The sequence below is a fragment of the Microbacterium ginsengisoli genome (assembly GCF_000956535.1).
Classification (GTDB): Bacteria; Actinomycetota; Actinomycetes; order Actinomycetales; family Microbacteriaceae; genus Microbacterium; species Microbacterium ginsengisoli.
Map to the genome: position 1 here is coordinate 1 of NZ_JYIY01000056.1, position 16,179 is coordinate 16,179.

Annotated in this window: 13 protein-coding genes and 1 pseudogene; 4 read left to right on the forward strand and 10 right to left on the reverse strand. The window is 59.5% G+C overall.

Going from position 1 to position 16,179, the window contains the following annotated elements; all coding sequences use genetic code 11:
• Positions 1 to 119: 119 nt before the first annotated feature.
• A pseudogene (locus tag RR49_RS02460) lies at positions 120 to 1,001 on the forward strand (sugar transferase); the annotation flags it as partial.
• Positions 1,002 to 1,476: 475 nt separating this feature from the next.
• Here RR49_RS02460 and RR49_RS15600 read toward each other — a convergent pair.
• Together RR49_RS15600 and RR49_RS02465 are read right to left on the reverse strand one after the other, a co-directional pair.
• Positions 1,477 to 2,391 (reverse strand): hypothetical protein, encoded by a 915-nt coding sequence (locus RR49_RS15600; RefSeq protein WP_157013135.1) that lies wholly within the window; start codon positions 2,389 to 2,391, stop codon positions 1,477 to 1,479.
• Between the two features lie 490 nt (positions 2,392 to 2,881).
• Positions 2,882 to 4,192 (reverse strand): UDP-glucose dehydrogenase family protein, encoded by a 1,311-nt coding sequence (locus RR49_RS02465; protein ID WP_045246400.1) that lies wholly within the window; start codon positions 4,190 to 4,192, stop codon positions 2,882 to 2,884.
• Between RR49_RS02465 and RR49_RS02470 the strand changes: the two genes are divergently transcribed.
• Complete coding sequence (locus tag RR49_RS02470; RefSeq protein WP_084603775.1) at positions 4,176 to 4,793, forward strand: DUF4916 domain-containing protein; 618 nt, start codon at positions 4,176 to 4,178, stop codon at positions 4,791 to 4,793. The genes RR49_RS02465 and RR49_RS02470 overlap by 17 nt on opposite strands.
• Here the strand turns inward: RR49_RS02470 and RR49_RS02475 are convergent.
• The 4 genes from RR49_RS02475 to RR49_RS02490 are packed head-to-tail and all read right to left on the reverse strand — an operon-like array spanning position 4,790 to position 8,447.
• Entirely contained in the window at positions 4,790 to 5,074 is a 285-nt protein-coding gene (locus RR49_RS02475) for a Dabb family protein (protein WP_045246402.1), read from the reverse strand. The genes RR49_RS02470 and RR49_RS02475 overlap by 4 nt on opposite strands.
• A 3-nt stretch (positions 5,075 to 5,077) precedes the next feature.
• A complete protein-coding gene (locus tag RR49_RS02480; RefSeq protein ID WP_211255128.1) occupies positions 5,078 to 6,040 on the reverse strand; it encodes a GDP-L-fucose synthase family protein in 963 nt (320 codons plus the stop codon).
• A 14-nt stretch (positions 6,041 to 6,054) separates the two neighbouring features.
• A complete protein-coding gene (gmd, locus tag RR49_RS02485; protein WP_045246405.1) occupies positions 6,055 to 7,083 on the reverse strand; it encodes a GDP-mannose 4,6-dehydratase in 1,029 nt (342 codons plus the stop codon).
• A 14-nt stretch (positions 7,084 to 7,097) separates the two neighbouring features.
• The gene (locus RR49_RS02490) at positions 7,098 to 8,447 is read right to left on the reverse strand and encodes a glycosyltransferase (RefSeq protein WP_048809367.1); all 1,350 of its coding nucleotides are present in this window, start codon (positions 8,445 to 8,447) and stop codon (positions 7,098 to 7,100) included.
• A 543-nt stretch (positions 8,448 to 8,990) separates the two neighbouring features.
• On the opposite strand from RR49_RS02490, the gene RR49_RS15310 reads away from it, so the two are divergent.
• Together RR49_RS15310 and RR49_RS15315 are read left to right on the forward strand one after the other, a co-directional pair.
• On the forward strand, positions 8,991 to 10,097 hold the full coding sequence (locus RR49_RS15310; RefSeq protein WP_273204778.1) for a glycosyltransferase: 1,107 nt from the start codon (positions 8,991 to 8,993) through the stop codon (positions 10,095 to 10,097).
• 501 nt (positions 10,098 to 10,598) lie between these two features.
• Complete coding sequence (locus RR49_RS15315; protein WP_169815878.1) at positions 10,599 to 11,189, forward strand: glycosyltransferase; 591 nt, start codon at positions 10,599 to 10,601, stop codon at positions 11,187 to 11,189.
• Positions 11,190 to 11,285: 96 nt separating this feature from the next.
• On the opposite strand, the gene RR49_RS15605 is transcribed toward RR49_RS15315, so the two are convergent.
• From RR49_RS15605 to RR49_RS15325, 4 genes are all read right to left on the reverse strand, one after another.
• Positions 11,286 to 12,368: a glycosyltransferase gene (locus RR49_RS15605; protein ID WP_342666954.1), complete on the reverse strand. Its 1,083-nt coding sequence runs from the start codon at positions 12,366 to 12,368 to the stop codon at positions 11,286 to 11,288.
• Positions 12,369 to 12,373: 5 nt separating this feature from the next.
• Entirely contained in the window at positions 12,374 to 12,901 is a 528-nt protein-coding gene (locus RR49_RS15320; protein WP_084603779.1) for a serine O-acetyltransferase, read from the reverse strand.
• The gene (locus RR49_RS15610) at positions 12,894 to 13,661 is read right to left on the reverse strand and encodes a lipopolysaccharide biosynthesis protein (protein WP_342666953.1); all 768 of its coding nucleotides are present in this window, start codon (positions 13,659 to 13,661) and stop codon (positions 12,894 to 12,896) included. Before RR49_RS15610 ends, RR49_RS15320 begins: the two co-directional genes overlap by 8 nt.
• A 401-nt stretch (positions 13,662 to 14,062) precedes the next feature.
• Positions 14,063 to 14,965, reverse strand: a complete 903-nt coding sequence (locus RR49_RS15325; protein WP_084603780.1) for a glycosyltransferase family 4 protein — start codon at positions 14,963 to 14,965, stop codon at positions 14,063 to 14,065.
• Positions 14,966 to 16,179: the final 1,214 nt, after the last annotated feature.

The following is a 16,179-nucleotide window of genomic DNA, read 5'->3' on the forward strand; positions in this document are numbered from 1 at the left end:
TAGGGTGAAGCACGTCGAGGTCCTCGTGATGGATCAGCAGTTGGCGCTACTGATCCTCGGGGACCTCGACCCCTACCCGCCGACCATCACCCGGCGAGCCTCACCCCCACCGCATGTCCGAAGAGCCGGACATCCCGATGATGGGAAGCGTCAACGCGATCGAACGTGCGATGCAGTTGACCAACGCCGACACCGTGGCAGTGACGAGCACCGATGAGTTGCCGCCTGACAAGGTGAAGCAGATCTCGTGGAACCTCCAGGCCGGGCGCCAGCATCTGGTTCTCGCGCCGAGCATCGTGGACATCGCGGGACCGCGGCTGCACACGCGACCTGTCGCGGGACTTCCGCTCATTCACGTGGAGACGCCGCGCTTCTCCAAGGGGCAGCTCTTTCTCAAACGCGCTCTCGACGTGTGCGCAAGCATGCTCGGCGTCGTGCTCCTGAGTCCTGTGCTCGCGTTCCTCGCGATCAGTATTCGATTGTCGTCGGAGGGGCCCGTGCTCTTCCGTCAGGTGCGCATCGGCCGCGGGGGACGCGAGTTCACGATGCTGAAGTTCCGATCCATGGTCACGAACGCGGAAGAGCTTCTCGAGAATCTGCAACGGCAACGACGGGAAGACGGAATCGACTCGGGCAACGAGATCCTGTTCAAGATGAAGAACGACCCGCGTGTGACGCCGATCGGACGCATCATGCGGAAGTACAGCCTCGACGAGCTGCCGCAGTTGCTCAACGTCGTCGGCGGATCGATGTCACTGGTGGGCCCACGGCCGCCGTTGCCAAAAGAAGTCGAACAATACGCGACTCACGTGCACCGCCGCTTTCTCGTGAAGCCGGGAATCACGGGACTCTGGCAGGTCAGTGGGCGTTCGAACCTCTCGTGGGAGGACACCGTGCGTCTCGACCTGTCCTACGTCGAGAACTGGTCGGTGCTGACCGACGTCGCGATCCTCGCGAAGACGGCGAAGGCAGCACTCGCGCCGGGAGACTCCGCGCACTAAGTTGTGCGGATCGCATCGGCGGCGAGTTCGCTATCGACATTGTCATGGTGCAAACCGATAAACGACGTCGAGGTCGAGCAATCTCTGCCGCTCATACTGCGGCACCGCGAGAACATCGCGACGCGTTCGGCGACACGACTGGCACTACAAACCAACGTTGGCGTAGCCCACCGGCCGGCGAAGGTCATGAAGGTCAGACCTTCCCGGTGCACACATGCAACTCGTCTCACGTGGCAATTGACCGAGATTGTCGACGGCGCTCGAACTTTGAACGCCTGCGGTGTTGAAAAGCGAAGGATTGCGGGGAGTCTAGCTTGGTGTCTCGTCAGCAGTCGTGCGGATGTTGTGAAGGCCGTCTCACTCCCGCCGGAAGCCCGAAGACGCACTAACCGTCCGGCCCACCCGCCAGAAAGCGCTGCGACCATAAGCGGCGCCTCAAGCTCTCATACTAATGGAAGAAATGAAATGGCACCGGTCAAATACGGCGACCCGCCAAATTCATTGTTGCCGCACTCCTACTAGTCGCGCGGCCGAGGACCGCAAAGCCCGCCAAGACGGCTGCCGCCGCGACTGCAACGACCCTTGCACCTGTCCACGGACTGAAAAGCACATCCCAAATGCTCTGCAACGATACCAACGTCACGAGAACGCCCCATCGACCTCTAGCAACAATCGCGGCCCATACAAAAAGGCCGATCATGAGCAACATTGGAAAAGCAGCGACCGGCCCGCCCTCTACCCACGGCACAAACAACATCGAGTGCAATGACACGAATCCGTCACTCCGAATCCAAAGTTGAGTGTACGTCTGCACGTTATTCATGCCGAGAGATTGAGCAATGGCGACCGCATGGTTGACGGTAGATCCGTCGATCGATTGCGCATTTCCCCATCCAAGAAGCGGACGAGCTTGTATCGCCGCGATCGACAATGGAGGTTCTGTTCGACCACCGAGAATCGCAGGGCCATTGTCCGCCTGACTTAGGCTCTTATATTGAGTTGTCGTACCGAATGCGCCACTGTCAATTGCTAGTGGGAGTAGGTAGGAAATGGCGAGCACCGCCATACTTGCCAACACGATCGTTCGGAACGTATTCCCCCTTCGACCCGCCTTAGCAATACACATGGCTCCGGCGACGGCGCAAACGAGACCGAATGAACGAAAGTTCAAGAAAGTTCCCATCGCACCCAAGGCGAAAAGTACAATAATCGAGAAGATCGTGGGCAATAGGCGAGCGGCTAAATACAGGATGAAAATGGTAGCGGTGTATGCAATTCCAAACTTCCACAACGCCTCAAAGCTACCTCGCGTGTTCGAGGATCCAAAGGCGATCGTGTAGAGCGTTGACGAAAGTGCCAGCCACCCGACCAGAATAGCTGCCGAATCCAACCCGTCGATTGTAGCTCGGTATGCGAATAGAAGAATTCCAACGGCCAGAAGTTGAGCTGGAATGGCCGATGCGGGGACTCCATTGATGTGGGCAGATACAAGACACGCACCCGCAGCGACTACGGAAGACATAGCAATTGCGCGTGACATACGAGGCATCACCGACGGTCGCCTCAGGCCTAGACCAAGAATTCCCAACACGACACCCAATGGCAATCCCGCAACCGGGAGCGAGATCGGTCCAAGCAAACCGAAAATCCGAGCCACAGTCGGTCGGTGATGCAGAGAAATATTTTCAGGGCGGCCAGATACGTTCCCCTTGTGCCTCATCATCTCGGGCTGTCCCATTTTCATCCCGCCTCACTTGACCTCAGACGCAAGGAAGGTCGCCGGCTCCCGCAGAGCTGGAGAGGACTGACCAGGTCCGTTCCGCGGAGGACATCGCCTTTCAACGGCCGACCTCCCGAGGATGCGCGTGCTTGTCTCAAGCCTACGGCCGCCCCATCCCGTAGTACGTCCATCCCGCCGCGCGCCAAGCCGCTGCATCCAGGCAGTTGCGGCCGTCGATGATGATGCGGCCCTCGGTAAGAGTCGACACGTGCTCGGGAGGCATCTGCCGACGATACTCATCCCACTCAGTGACGACGATCACCACGTCGGCGTCGCGCAACGCCTCGTCGCGGTCAGCGACGTAGGTCAGCTGCGGATGGATGCGGCGCGCGTTCGCGATCGCCTCAGGATCGGTGACCCGCACCGAGGCCCCCAGCCCATGCAGGCGCACCGCCACGTCGAGTGCCGGCGAGTCGCGGATGTCGTCGGAGTGCGGCTTGAACGCGGCCCCCAGCACGGCGATCTTGCGTTCGAAGACCTCTCCCCCGAGCGCATCGACGGCCAGTTGCACGGCCCGATCGCGACGACGAAGGTTGATCGCGTCGATCTCACGCAGGAAGGCGACAGACTCACCCTTGCCGAGCTCTTCGGCGCGCGCCGAGAAGGCACGGATGTCCTTGGGCAGGCATCCCCCGCCGAACCCGATGCCGGCTCCCAAGAAGCGGCGCCCGATGCGAGCGTCGTGTCCGATCGCATCGGCGAGCTGGGTGACGTCGGCGCCCGTGACCTCAGCGATCTCGGCCATGGCGTTGATGAAGCTGATCTTGGTTGCGAGGAAGGCGTTCGCTGCGACCTTCACCAGCTCCGCTGTCGCGTAGTCGGTGACGATGAATGGTGTGCCCTTCGCGACCGAGGGGTGATAGACGTCACGAAGAATGGATGCCGCGCGGTCCCCCTCTGCGCCAGCGGGGACCCCCGCCACGAGCCTGTCGGGATCGATCGTGTCTTGCACTGCCCAGCCCTCACGAAGGAATTCCGGGTTCCAGACGAGGGTCGCGCCGGTCGCTCCGACACGAGGCGCGAGCCCCGCGGCCGTGCCGACGGGCACCGTCGACTTGCCCGCGACGATATCCCCTTCGGAGAGGTAGGGCAGCAGCCCATCGAACGCGGCGTTGACGTATGTCAGGTCAGCGGCGTATCCGTCCTTCTGCTGGGGGGTGCCCACACCGACGAAATGGACCGCTGCACCCCGCGCGGCCGCCATGTCGGTCGTGAACGTGAGATGACCGGATGCCACGCCCTCAGCGAGGATCTCGGGCAGGCCTGGTTCGAAGAACGGTGCTTCGCCCTTGGTCAGCGCGTCGATCTTGCGCTGGTCGATGTCGATGCCGACCACCTCATGACCGATCGACGCCATGGCGGCCGCATGCACGGCCCCCAGGTAGCCGCAACCGATGACCGAAAGCTTCATGGATCTCCCCGTAGATTTAGACCTCTATTCGGATCGATTAGATGGTCTAAACGATTCCTACCAGACCCACGTGGCCGCCCTGTTACACGGAGAGTTGATGACGTTTCTGCCCGATGGGCTCTATGCGCAGATCGAGGCGAACATGCCGATCGCGTGCGTGGATTTTGTTCCGGTCGAGCGGGCGGAGGGACGGATCTCTCGCGTCGGCCTCATCCTCCGGGAGTCGCCGCACGGTCGCGTGTGGTGCCACTTGGGAGGGCGCGTGCGGCGTGGAGAGACGTTGCGTGCAGCGCTTGAGCGCCACTCGCTTGAGACGATCGGACTCGAGCTCGACGTCAGCGTGAATCCGCAGCCAGATGCGGTTTTCGAATGGTTCCCCTCGTCGATCGCGCCCGCAGACGGCACGGTATTCGGAGATGACCCTCGAAAGCACGCGATCGGACTCGCATACGTCCTCGGTATGCCATTCGAAGGCGCCAGCCCTCGGGGCGAGGCACTTGATTTCGCCTCTTTCGACCCGACCAACCTGCCCGCGGACCTGTGGCCTGGGTGCCGCGAGCTGTTCACGCGGTTGGGAATCACCGAACGAGCGGGCAACTAATCCTCGAAGTCGGCGACCCACCAATCGGAGATCTGCGACATCTGCGCCGCCGCGCTGACGTGCTCGTTTGCACGTCTAAATTCGGCGAACCCTGAGGCGTCGTCGAACGTCGCGTCTTCGACTATGACAACGCCTTTGCGCTCGTCGAGCGAACGCGCGACCGTCCATCGGCGAACCGGGTGGAGCGACGCCAGCGCGCGCAGCGCCTCGATCGCCTCGTCGATCGCCTGCTGACTCACTCCTTCGCGTACGCGAAACAACACGACGTGTCGATAGGCCATGGCTCAGCCGCGAAGTGCACCCACGTGGTCGCGGTACCACGCGACAGTCCGCTCGAGCCCTTCCTGCAGCGAGATCTGCGAGGTCCACCCCGCGTCAGCCAGCTTCGACACATCCAGCAGCTTCTGCGGCGTGCCGTCGGGCTTCGTGGTGTCCCACTCGGTATCGCCGGAGAACCCGACGACAGCCGCGATGGTGTCGGCGATCTCCTTGATCGTGACGTCAGATCCCGTTCCTACATTCACCTGATCCGGACCGTCATAGTGTTCGAGGAGATGTAGGCATGCGTCAGCCATGTCGTCCGCGTGCAAGAACTCGCGGCGCGGGGTGCCGGTGCCCCAGTTCGTCACAGACCCCGCACCAGCTTGCGCTGCCTCGTCGTAGCGTCGAATCAAAGCCGGCAAGACGTGCGACCCCTTCGGCGAGAAGTTGTCATTGGGCCCGTAGAGATTGGTCGGCATGGCAGAGATCCAGGGAAGCCCGTACTGACGACGCACCGCCTGAGTTTGGAGGATGCCGGCGATCTTCGCGATCGCGTATGCGTCATTCGTCTCTTCGAGGTGCCCGGTGAGAAGCGAGTCTTCGCGAATGGGCTGGTCGGCGAACTTGGGGTAGATGCACGATGACCCGAGGAAGAGCACGCGTTCCACGTCGTTGGCCAGCGCGGCATCGAGCACGTTGACCTGGATTCGCATGTTGTCGCTCAGGAAGTCGACCGGGTACGTGCTGTTCGCGAGGATGCCGCCTACCTTCGCTGCGGCGAGCACGACATACTTCGGCTTCACCTCACTCATGTAGGCGAAGACGTCGTCGCGGTCCTTCAGATCAAGATCTGCGGAGGGCTTTCCGTGCAGATCAGTGAAGCCGGACGCCTCGAGCTTGCGCCAGATCGCCGACCCTACAAGCCCCCTATGACCGGCGACATAGAAGGGCGCATCCCGGTCGAGTTCGCGCGGGGTGTATTCCACCCCGTCAACCGCTGTCACAGGGTGCCCCACGAGGCCAGCTTGACGGTGTCGATCCAGTCTGCGCCCTTCTCCAGCGCTTCGACGTCAGCGTCGACCATAAGTGCGGCGAGCGCCTTTCCGTCGATCGTCGGCACCCATCCGAGTTTGTCAGCCGCTTTGGCCGGCTCGCCGATGAGTGCGTCCACTTCAGTGGGGCGAAGGTACCGCTCATCGAACTTGACGAACTCCTGCCAGTCGAGACCGACGTGGCCGAAAGCCGTCTCGAGGAAGTCCTTGATGGTGTACCCAATACCGGTCGCGAGAACGAAGTCTTCAGGCTCGTCGGCTTGCAGGATGCGCCACATGCCTTCCACGTACTCCGCCGCGTAGCCCCAGTCGCGAATCGAGTCGAGATTGCCGAGGTAAATGTCCTTCTGCACGCCAGCCTTGATACGCGCCACCGCACGGGTGATCTTGCGCGTCACGAACGTCTCCCCACGACGCGGCGACTCGTGGTTGAAGAGGATGCCGTTCACCGCGAACATGTCGTACGCCTCGCGGTAGTTCTTCGTAATCCAGAAGCTGTAGAGCTTCGCAGCGGCGTAGGGCGAGCGCGGATAGAAGGGCGTCGTCTCGGACTGCGGCGGCGGGGTTGCCCCATACAGCTCCGACGTGGACGCTTGATAGAAGCGAGTCTCGATGCCGGACAGGCGCACGGCTTCGAGCAGGCGAATCGTTCCCGTGCCCGTCGTGTCGGCGGTGTGCTCCGGCTCGTCGAACGACACACGGACATGCGACTGCGCAGCAAGGTTGTATACCTCGTCTGGGTTGATCTCAGACAGAAGGGTGACCATGCGGGCCCCGTCGCTGAGGTCCCCGTAGTGCAGGAAGAGCTTGGTTGCAGGGTCGTGCGGGTCGCTGTAGAGGTGGTCGATTCGGTGGGTGTTGAAAGTCGAGGCCCGACGGATGATGCCGTGGACCTCGTATCCCTTGGAGAGCAGGAGCTCGGCAAGGTAGGAGCCGTCTTGCCCCGTGATACCAGTGATAAGTGCGCGCTTAGCCAACGTAGGATCCCCGTCTAGTCGATGGTCGTGCGATGAGTGTCATGCTTCCCGGCACCGTCGCCATCGATGAGCCGCGAGAGAAGAGTAGCGAACTGATCGATCGCGTTTGTTTCGGAAAGTACCGACCGCTGATACTCACGGGCATTCTGGCCGAGGCGACGTGCTTTAGATGCATCCGCGCCAAGCGCCGCGGCGGCTTCAACCAGAGCGCGGGCGTCACCAGCGGGCACGACAACGCCAGCTCGCGCAGACCGAATCTCACCCGCTGTGATGCCGTCCGTGTCCGTAGCCGCAACGACGGGCCTGCCTGCCGCGAAGTACGACGTGAGCTTACTTGGCACCGCCATCTCAGATACCCCGGGGAGCTCATTCACCAACAAGACGTCCGCGGACTGGATCGCGTCTATGAAGTCGGTCTCCCGCTGCGACGGGAGAAACTGAACCGGCGCTCCCAATTGCTCAGCGAGCCTCACCATCTCCTCTCGCTTTGACCCGTCCCCCATCATCACAAACCTCAGATGGCTTCCGTCGCTCGCAGCTCGCGCCGCGGCCTGCACCACATTATGAAGACCCTGTTTGACTCCCATGTTTCCACTATGAAGAACAACGATGTCGTCGTCGGCCCAGCCGTAACGAGCGCGCACCGTGCGTACGTCGGGCGGACTCATGGCCGGGAGATGAGTCCAGTTGCGAACTGTTGTGATCCGATCTCGCTGCACGTCGAAGTCCTGCTCGATCCGCTCCGCGAACCGATCGTGGATTACCACGACCGCATCGGCGGCTCGAAGCAGCCAACGCTCAACCCACCTGGTAACGCGAGACGCGAGTCGACCGCCCTGGCCGGTCTCCGCCATGCCAAGGGCATAGAGGTCCTGCACCCAGACAACGATCGGCACTCGATGCCCAGCCACAATCACGCGGAGCGCCACCATGGCGCTGGCGAACAGAGCGGGAGAAACGACGACCACAAGCGACGGTGAGCTCCACCTGGTCAGTACGGCTCGCACCCCGAAGGACAACTCTGAGAGCAGGCGCCGCGCAGCGCGCGGGTTGGACGGAACGAAATGCCTAAGTCGGCGCACCGAGACACCCGACAGATGTTCATCCTGCGACCATCGCCCGTAACCTGGCAGGATCCTCCATTCAGGATAATGGGGATGAGCAGTGATCGCACGAACCTGGAACCCACAACGCGACAGCCCGCTAGCCATCGACGCGGTGTACGGAGCGATCCCGGTCTTCTCGGGGGAGTAGTTGAGCCCGACGATGAGGATTCGTGGAGTTTGAGGCACGTCACGAATGTACAGGTCAAGCCGTTTCAGGAGTATTACGGGAAGGAATTGAATGGACGAGATTCCTATCATCGATCTCTCCGCGGCGCCGGGGGAGCGAGCCGCATGGACCGCGCCAACGTGGAAGATCTACGTCTGGGCTGTCGTGGAACTATTGTTCGTCACTAATCCCTGGCAGATTAGTTCCGGCATTCGTACGGCCGCGTTGCGCGCCTTCGGCTCCCGGATTGGCCACGGGGTTACATTCCGACCCCGCACCCGTGTCAAGTTTCCATGGAACTTGACCATCGGTGATCGTTGCTGGATTGGTGAGGGAGTCTGGTTCCACAACCAGGATGAGATTTGGGTCGGCAGTGACGTGACTATCTCTCAGGAGACGTTTCTCACTACGGGCAGTCACGCTCATCGCCGCGACATGGGCCTTCTTACACGTCGAATTGACATCCAATCCGGCGTCTGGATTACATCACGGTGCATGATTCTCGGTGGCTCGAAAATTGGAACTTCTGCACTCATTAAGCCCATGGTGAGAGTGGAGGGTGATATTCCGCCCAATACAATTTGGGACTGGACCGGACCTCAAGGCAAGCGATTCACTTGAAGATTTCCCACTTGGTGACATATGACTCCCCGGATGGCGCATTCGGAGGCCCCACACGTGTGGCTGAAACTCAATGTGAGGAACTCGCCGCTCGCGGCCACGACGTAACCCTGTGGGCCGCTGCTCCCGTGGAGACTCCCGCAGAGATTCACGTCAGCGGCTATGTCAAGCGCCTATACCCAGCCCGCTCCGTATCCAAGCGTCTAGGTTTCGCCGGAACATACGCCCCCGGACTGACCCGCGACCTGATAGCCCACCGTCCCGAAGTACTCCATGTTCATCTTGCCCGAGACCTCGTAACTCTGCGTGGGGCCGCGGCGGCTCATCGAGCTTCGCTGCCCTTCGTTGTGCAGCCTCACGGCATGATTGACCGTTCATCCAATCTGCTCGCCGCACCGATAGACGCCGTCTGGACCCGCCCCGTTCTTGCAGCCGCACACTCAACATTCTGCTTGACGGAGCAAGAAGAGAGAGACATCGCCGAAATCAACCCACACGCTCGCGTGGCACGGATCCGAAACGGCCTCTCTCTGAATCGAGATACCGCTGGATTTGACGACAAGGAGAATCGCGTTGTCTTTCTAGCGCGCCTTCACCAACGCAAACGCCCACAAAAATTCGTAGAAATGGCCCTTCAAGTTGGCCGCGTTTGCCCGGATGTAAAGTTCGCCCTGGCCGGACCAGATGAAGGTGAACTCGACGCCGTCAGCGCACTGGTCGAAAGATCAGGACTCGCCGATCGTTTCGAGATCATCGGCGCCGTTCCCCCGGAAGAAACCGACACGTTCCTAGCTAAATCCCGCGTCTATGTCCTGCCGTCCGTCGGAGAGGTATTCCCAATGACGCTGATCGAGTCATTCAGAGTCGGTACGCCGAGCGTTGTCACCAATTCGCTTGGTATTGCCGACGACTGCATTCAGTATGGTGCCGCAGAAGTAACCGACGGGTCAGCCTCATCAATGGCGGACGCTGTAATTCGGATCTTGACCGACAAACAACATGCGCAAGCGCTCGTGAGGAACGCATTATCATATCTGTCGAAGGAACTGAACATCGTGGACGTCGCACAGCAGCTTGAACACTCATACGTTGCGGCAATCCAACGCGAAGATCGGAGATAGAGAGTGCATACATATGCGACCCTCGCTATCGTCCAGCCCTACCTTCCGCGTTACCGCGTCCCATTCTTCGCTGAACTGAAAAGTAGACTTTCTGCGGACTACATCGACGTTCAGGTCGTCGCAGGAAGACCACTTGGCAGTCAGGCCGCACGTGGAGACGACACTGACGCCGATTGGGCTACCCGTTTTGAACCCCGGCAGTTAAAGTTCGCGGGGCGCGCCATCACTTTGGCACATACCCGCCGTCACTGGGCGCACGCAGACGGCGTAATACTCCCCCTCATGGGAACTTCACTCGACGCGTACTCGGCGATCTTGCACAAAGGACCTCGCGTCGGACTTTGGGGTCATGTGGACTCGTACGTCGCACGTGCGAACCCCCTAGATCAGGCACTTGAGCGCTGGATGGTCCGCCGAGCCGATCAAGTCTTCGCATACACCACACGGGGCGCCAATTTGGCGCGTCGGTGGGGTGCCGCGCAGACGAGTGTTACGAGCGTCATGAACACAGTCGACACCAAAGAACTTGAGACGAGTCTTCGGGACTTGGAATGTTCGCCATCGCCAGTAAGAGCTAAGCCCATCACGTTGGGCTACATTGGCGGGCTTGATGGAACGAAACGCATCTCGCTTCTCGCCCAGGCTCTTATGGCCCTGACGATGCGCGGCACATCGGTGAAACTTGTGGTGGGCGGACAAGGGCCCGACGCCCATCTACTCGACGCGCTCAGGACTTCTCACGATATTGACATCCGCGGATATGTGTCCGGGGTGGATAAAGCCAAATTGCTTCAAGAGGTCGACGCACTGGTGTGTCCGGGAAGGATTGGGTTGGTCGCAGTTGACGCGCTCGTCGCTCAGAAACCAATCCTTACAACCGACTATGAATTCCACGCTCCCGAAGCCGACTATCTCAAAGATGGCATTTCAATGTTTTCCTCCCCGGACTCCGCGGAAGCGTATGCAGACCTTATTGAATCTCAACCGTGGCGGCGCTCGATCCCCCCAGCGGACTGGCAATACCCGCGCATCGAAACTATGGTGGAGAACTTCCGCCTCGGAGTACTCAGGATGATGAATCTTGAAGCCTAGACCGCGAGAACGATGCTGCTGCGTTGGAGAGTTCGCGCGAGCGAGCATATCGACGGGCTGACCCCATGGGATCCTCTCACTCTTAACAGAAGCTCCCTAAATGTCACCCATAAGCCTGTTTGCGAACAGAGCGGATTGGTTTTCTCGCTGGGCTGGCTTCGGTCCAGTCATCGCTGACTCAATTGCATGTGAAAGTTGCACCCTATCTAGCGAACACCAACTCGCTCCAGCTCCGATCGCCTTCACGTCACGGCGTAAGGAACGGGCGCCGGCAGCCACAATCGGAGTTCCTGCATAAAGCGCCTTCGCTAGAATTCCGCTCGGTCCTTCGTTCGAGTGCGCAAGCACGACGCAGCCGGCTGCTGCAACGATAGCGTCGAGAACAGCGTCGGATAGATTTCCATCGAAACGCTCAACTCGCACACCTTCTTGTTCCGCCCTGCGGATGCATTCGGCCAAATCGCGCTGACTACCGTCATCTCGACCCGCAAGAACCAGTCCGATTCCTTTCGACCGCACCAGCAGGAGCGCCTCAAGGATAAGTGGGACGTTCTTGCGCTCACCGATAACCCCTAACACAGCGGCCCAGCGAAAACCAGCACGCCCAGAGCTCAGCCGATCATTGACAGCACTCGCCGCCACCTCGTCTATCTGGCTGAACGCTGGGTCGGGCACTTCAAAAGCTCCGTGCGACTGCTGTGTCGGACCAACTAGAACAAACGATCTCACACCGCGGAACTTCGCGGCTTCTCGCAGCGCAATCTTCAGAAGAGTTTGAACGACACGAACCACAGGGTTCTTCGACTGACCGACTGCTCGCATGATCAGTAGACGACCGCCGTTGCGCAGCTTCGCCCGAGAACGGAGTGATTCCTTCAGCCAGAAGTCACCTTCGACAAAAATGGTCGCCCTCGTTGGTGCGACCCTGGCCTCAATCGCCGATATTGTCGACATGTTCAAGATGACGTGCTCTTCCACACTGAACGCGTCTACGCGATCCGAGAGATGAATCGCGTACTCTTCAGATTTGGTAGTTCCAGCCATGACGACGACAACGGGCGCGATTCCACGCGCGACCGCTGCGTCAACGAGAACTCGAACGTACATCAGACGGTGCCCTTCATGGCCCTGAGAGACTATGAGTTGCACGTCGGTTTTCGCGAAATTCCGGTTGACCATATTGATCACGCTACTCGAGCCGGTATGCCGACGGCCGATACACTATTTGGTAGATCATGAAGCACCACAGCGTTCGCGCCAATCCTCACGTCGTCACCAATAGAGATGCCGCCAAGGATCTTCGCGCCAGCTCCGAGAACACATCGATCGCCGATCCGAGGATACGCATGCTCGGAGTGGTTAGACGAAAGCTTTTCGCCGACAGTTACCTGTTGGAGAACGGTCGCGTGTTCGCCGATGGTCGCGCCAGCACCGATGACAATCCCGTTTGGATGCTGGATGATAAGACCTCCACCAATCTTGCTGCCCGGCAGCAGGTCAGCACCGGTCAGGAAGTGATTCACCGTTCTGAGGAATCTTGCCTGCCGCCACCGTGCCTTCTTCACCGCGGCTTCCTGGAAACGATACAGCAGCACGCAGAGTAGTCCGGGATTGTTCAAAGCAACTATGCCGATGCGCCATATCGAATTGCCGAGACCTTGTCGAAAGCGATCTGCATCACTTCGAAGCGCACTTCGCGTTTCTTCATTCATCGAGTGACTCCTTCTTCGCGTATCTCCGCCACAACGCCACGATTGCGACCATTGTCAATATATGCATTACGACGAGTCCGACGCCCGCTCCAGAAAGCCCAAATAGAACACTCAGCGACCAAATTGCGCCAATCCCGATGAGAATCGCGCCGAACATCGATATTGGTACCGCACGGGGCACCGACGTTGCGTAAAACCAGGCGAGGTGAACCTGCGCGAACGCAGAGATGGCCGCTGCGACGGTGACGCAGATTGCAACCGGTGCTGCGCCGCCAAACCCATCGCCATACATGAACTGGATCACGAGCGGTGAAGCAGGCGAGCATGCGACCAATGCCAGACAGAATATGAGCACGAGCCGACGAATTCTCCGAAAGACTCGTCTGCGATCGGTAGGAGTGGCGCTTGCGAGTTCGGGAATCACAACCTGCATCATCGTCGTGACGAGTAGGTTGAGAGGGTTAAGAAGCCGAAGCGCCGAAGAATATAGGCCGGCCCCCTGTGTGCCTAAGACACTCGTTACGGCCACCACATCGAGTTGCGCGACCGTCGAAGCTCCACTGCTCGCCATGATCCCGAGATTCTGTCGCACCAGTGTCACCAACGACATCGGCCTACCGAGTTGCGGAGCGGACACGACGAGGAGACAAAGTGTTCCGAACATGCCGGCCGCAGCGGATGCAATTACAACTGCGTCCGCGCCGGCGAACAGAGCGACCGGAGCTAAGGCGACAACTCGCCTGGACAAGAGAATGGTCATAGCCAGCGCACTCCGTCTCCTACCTTGGAGGAGTCCAACAGCCACGTCGCCCGACGACTCACCCGTGACATACAAGACTGACGCCGCGACAAGGAGGCCCGTCTCGGTTGACGAACCTGACACAATCAGCGCCCCACCGAGTGGGAACACTCCGGTGATCAGCACTCGCACGATCAGGAATGTTGCAAGGGCACGCCGTGAATCGTCGTCTGAGTCTCCGCGAAGTACGCGTGTTCCCATGCCCAAGTCTGCGATCCAGAGGGCTGATAGTCCGATCGAAGCTGCCACAGAATACACGCCAAGATCCTGTGCGCCCAAATGCCGCGCGATTAGCGCAAATACGGCCAGTTGCAGCAAAGCCGCAACGATCCGCCCCCCGAGCGAAACTGCAAACCGACGGATCATTGTTCTGGAGCGGAGTTCTGAGCCAACGATGCCCAATACGCCCTGGAGATTTCATCGATGCCTCGGGCAACGTCATCTCCAAATAGGGTCCACGTCAAGTGCGAAACAGCAAGGGTTGCTGCGGACGATACTCGAGCCAACAGCTCGTCGTCGTTACATATTCGTGAGAGCACATCCGCTATCGCGGACGAGTCAGCCGTCGGAACGACAAAGCCGCTCAGTCCGTCTGCTACCACGTCGGAGAGGCCCGTATTTTCCGTCACGATGCATGGAAGCCCAGTCTGCATGGCCTCCACCCCAACCAACGCAAAACCTTCAGCAAGACTAGGAAGGAGGAGTACGTGAGCTTCTCGATACTCGTTCGTTAGCATCTCGCGGGACACGGGCCCACGGACATTGACATTCGAATAGCGAGAGAGTTCCGCGCGCATCCGAGCACCTATCGGCCCGACCACCACGAGTTCTACCTGAGAGTGCAACCGCGCGCACGCCTCAACGGCATACCCGATACCTTTGCGCTGGTTTACCTGTCCCGCAAAGAGCACGCGGAGACGACCTTCACCCGCGCGACGTCTCACGGTCGCCTCAATTCCCTCACTCACTGACGCGTAGTTGGACACCAAGATTGGACCGTCGAAATATTCGGACAGCCTTTTTGCAACGAAGTTGCTCCCTGCTACAACCGCTCCCGCCAGTAGCAGCCGTCGATCCTCGTCGCTCAATTCTCGATTCGGGTACTGCAGGGCGTATGACCAATGAGGACTGGACGCGGCGTCCTGATCAAGGATATCCACGAGCGACCGGTCATTGATGATCGGTTGCATGAGGACGCGAAAGTCATCTGTGGACGTCGCTGAAAATGCCACGTCCGCACAGGAATTCTGCGCGACGACAATCATTCGATCTCGGGTCCTAGCAATGCGTTTGGAGGCAAATCTCTCAACGATCGTGGTCCGCTTCCGCAGTGACTCGAGTTGCGAATCACTTCCAAACCTCCGGCGAACGAGGTAACACAATTCTGCCTGAAGCCCCCGCGTTTTAATTCGTAGACGCACATTTGTGGGCACCTGAAGAACCCGGCTATTGCCCACCTTGAGCAGGCGCAGCACCCTGCCTATAACGGATCGTGATGAAACCTGTGAACCGGAAACATACTCCACTCGATATCCCGCACGAGCGAGCCCAAGTGCAGCCTGGAATGGCTCGGGGTGAGTACCGGCGTTCACCACTACGACGCTCACAGTTTGGTCGCGACCCAAGTTGGCGTGCGCACTGGGTCGCGGCTCGATAAGTTTGGCTGACAGATTCTTCTCATCCTGGGGTGTCAATATGCCCCACCCCCGCGAGCAATTGTCTCCTCGGCGGCATTGGCCAGAGTTGGGAAATCTCCCAACATATACCTATTCTCCACACACAAGCGAGCGAGCCGGACCTTGTGTCCCCTCGACAAAATTGATCTACTGCTAACTCTGTCAGAGTCCCTTGATCTCGGGATTCGCCGACCGCCCCTTGCGCATGTCCATTGCGCGCTCCTCGACCTCGACAGAGAGCGGATGTCGCCGCCCGACCATCGAAATCGATACGAAGAAGACATTGCGAAGTGTAGGAGTTCATCCGAACTGCATCGGCACACTGTGCGTTTGATGGGGGAATTCCTGGGATGAATGCTCACCGTCGAGAGAACCTCATTGCGAAAATCCGATCCCAATTCCTTTCGTGCTCGTTCTGCGTCGTCGAAGAGATATTTGGGGTTTGCAACCCTAGACCGAAACATAAGCACGGTGCAGGCGTATCTCGTAATTTGGACTCGTCGCTGTTGATGCAGAGATATGCCGCGGATCTCGAGCCATGAAGCCGGTCGTTGCGCGATTTGTCCCCGAGCACGATGACCCACCCCACTAGAACCTTGAACGCGAAAGGCGCGCAAGATCATCGTGACGTTGTTCTTGAGTCTTCGCCAATAGATATCTCGGCTGCACCAAACCCGAACAACGCCATGTGCACTCCGGTCGGGCTCTATATTGGTGCCCACCAAACTACCGACTCCGGGCAGGCGCCTCATTCGCGTGCGCCAATCGAATTGGTGCTGCTGCGTCTGCCTGTCAACGTCGTG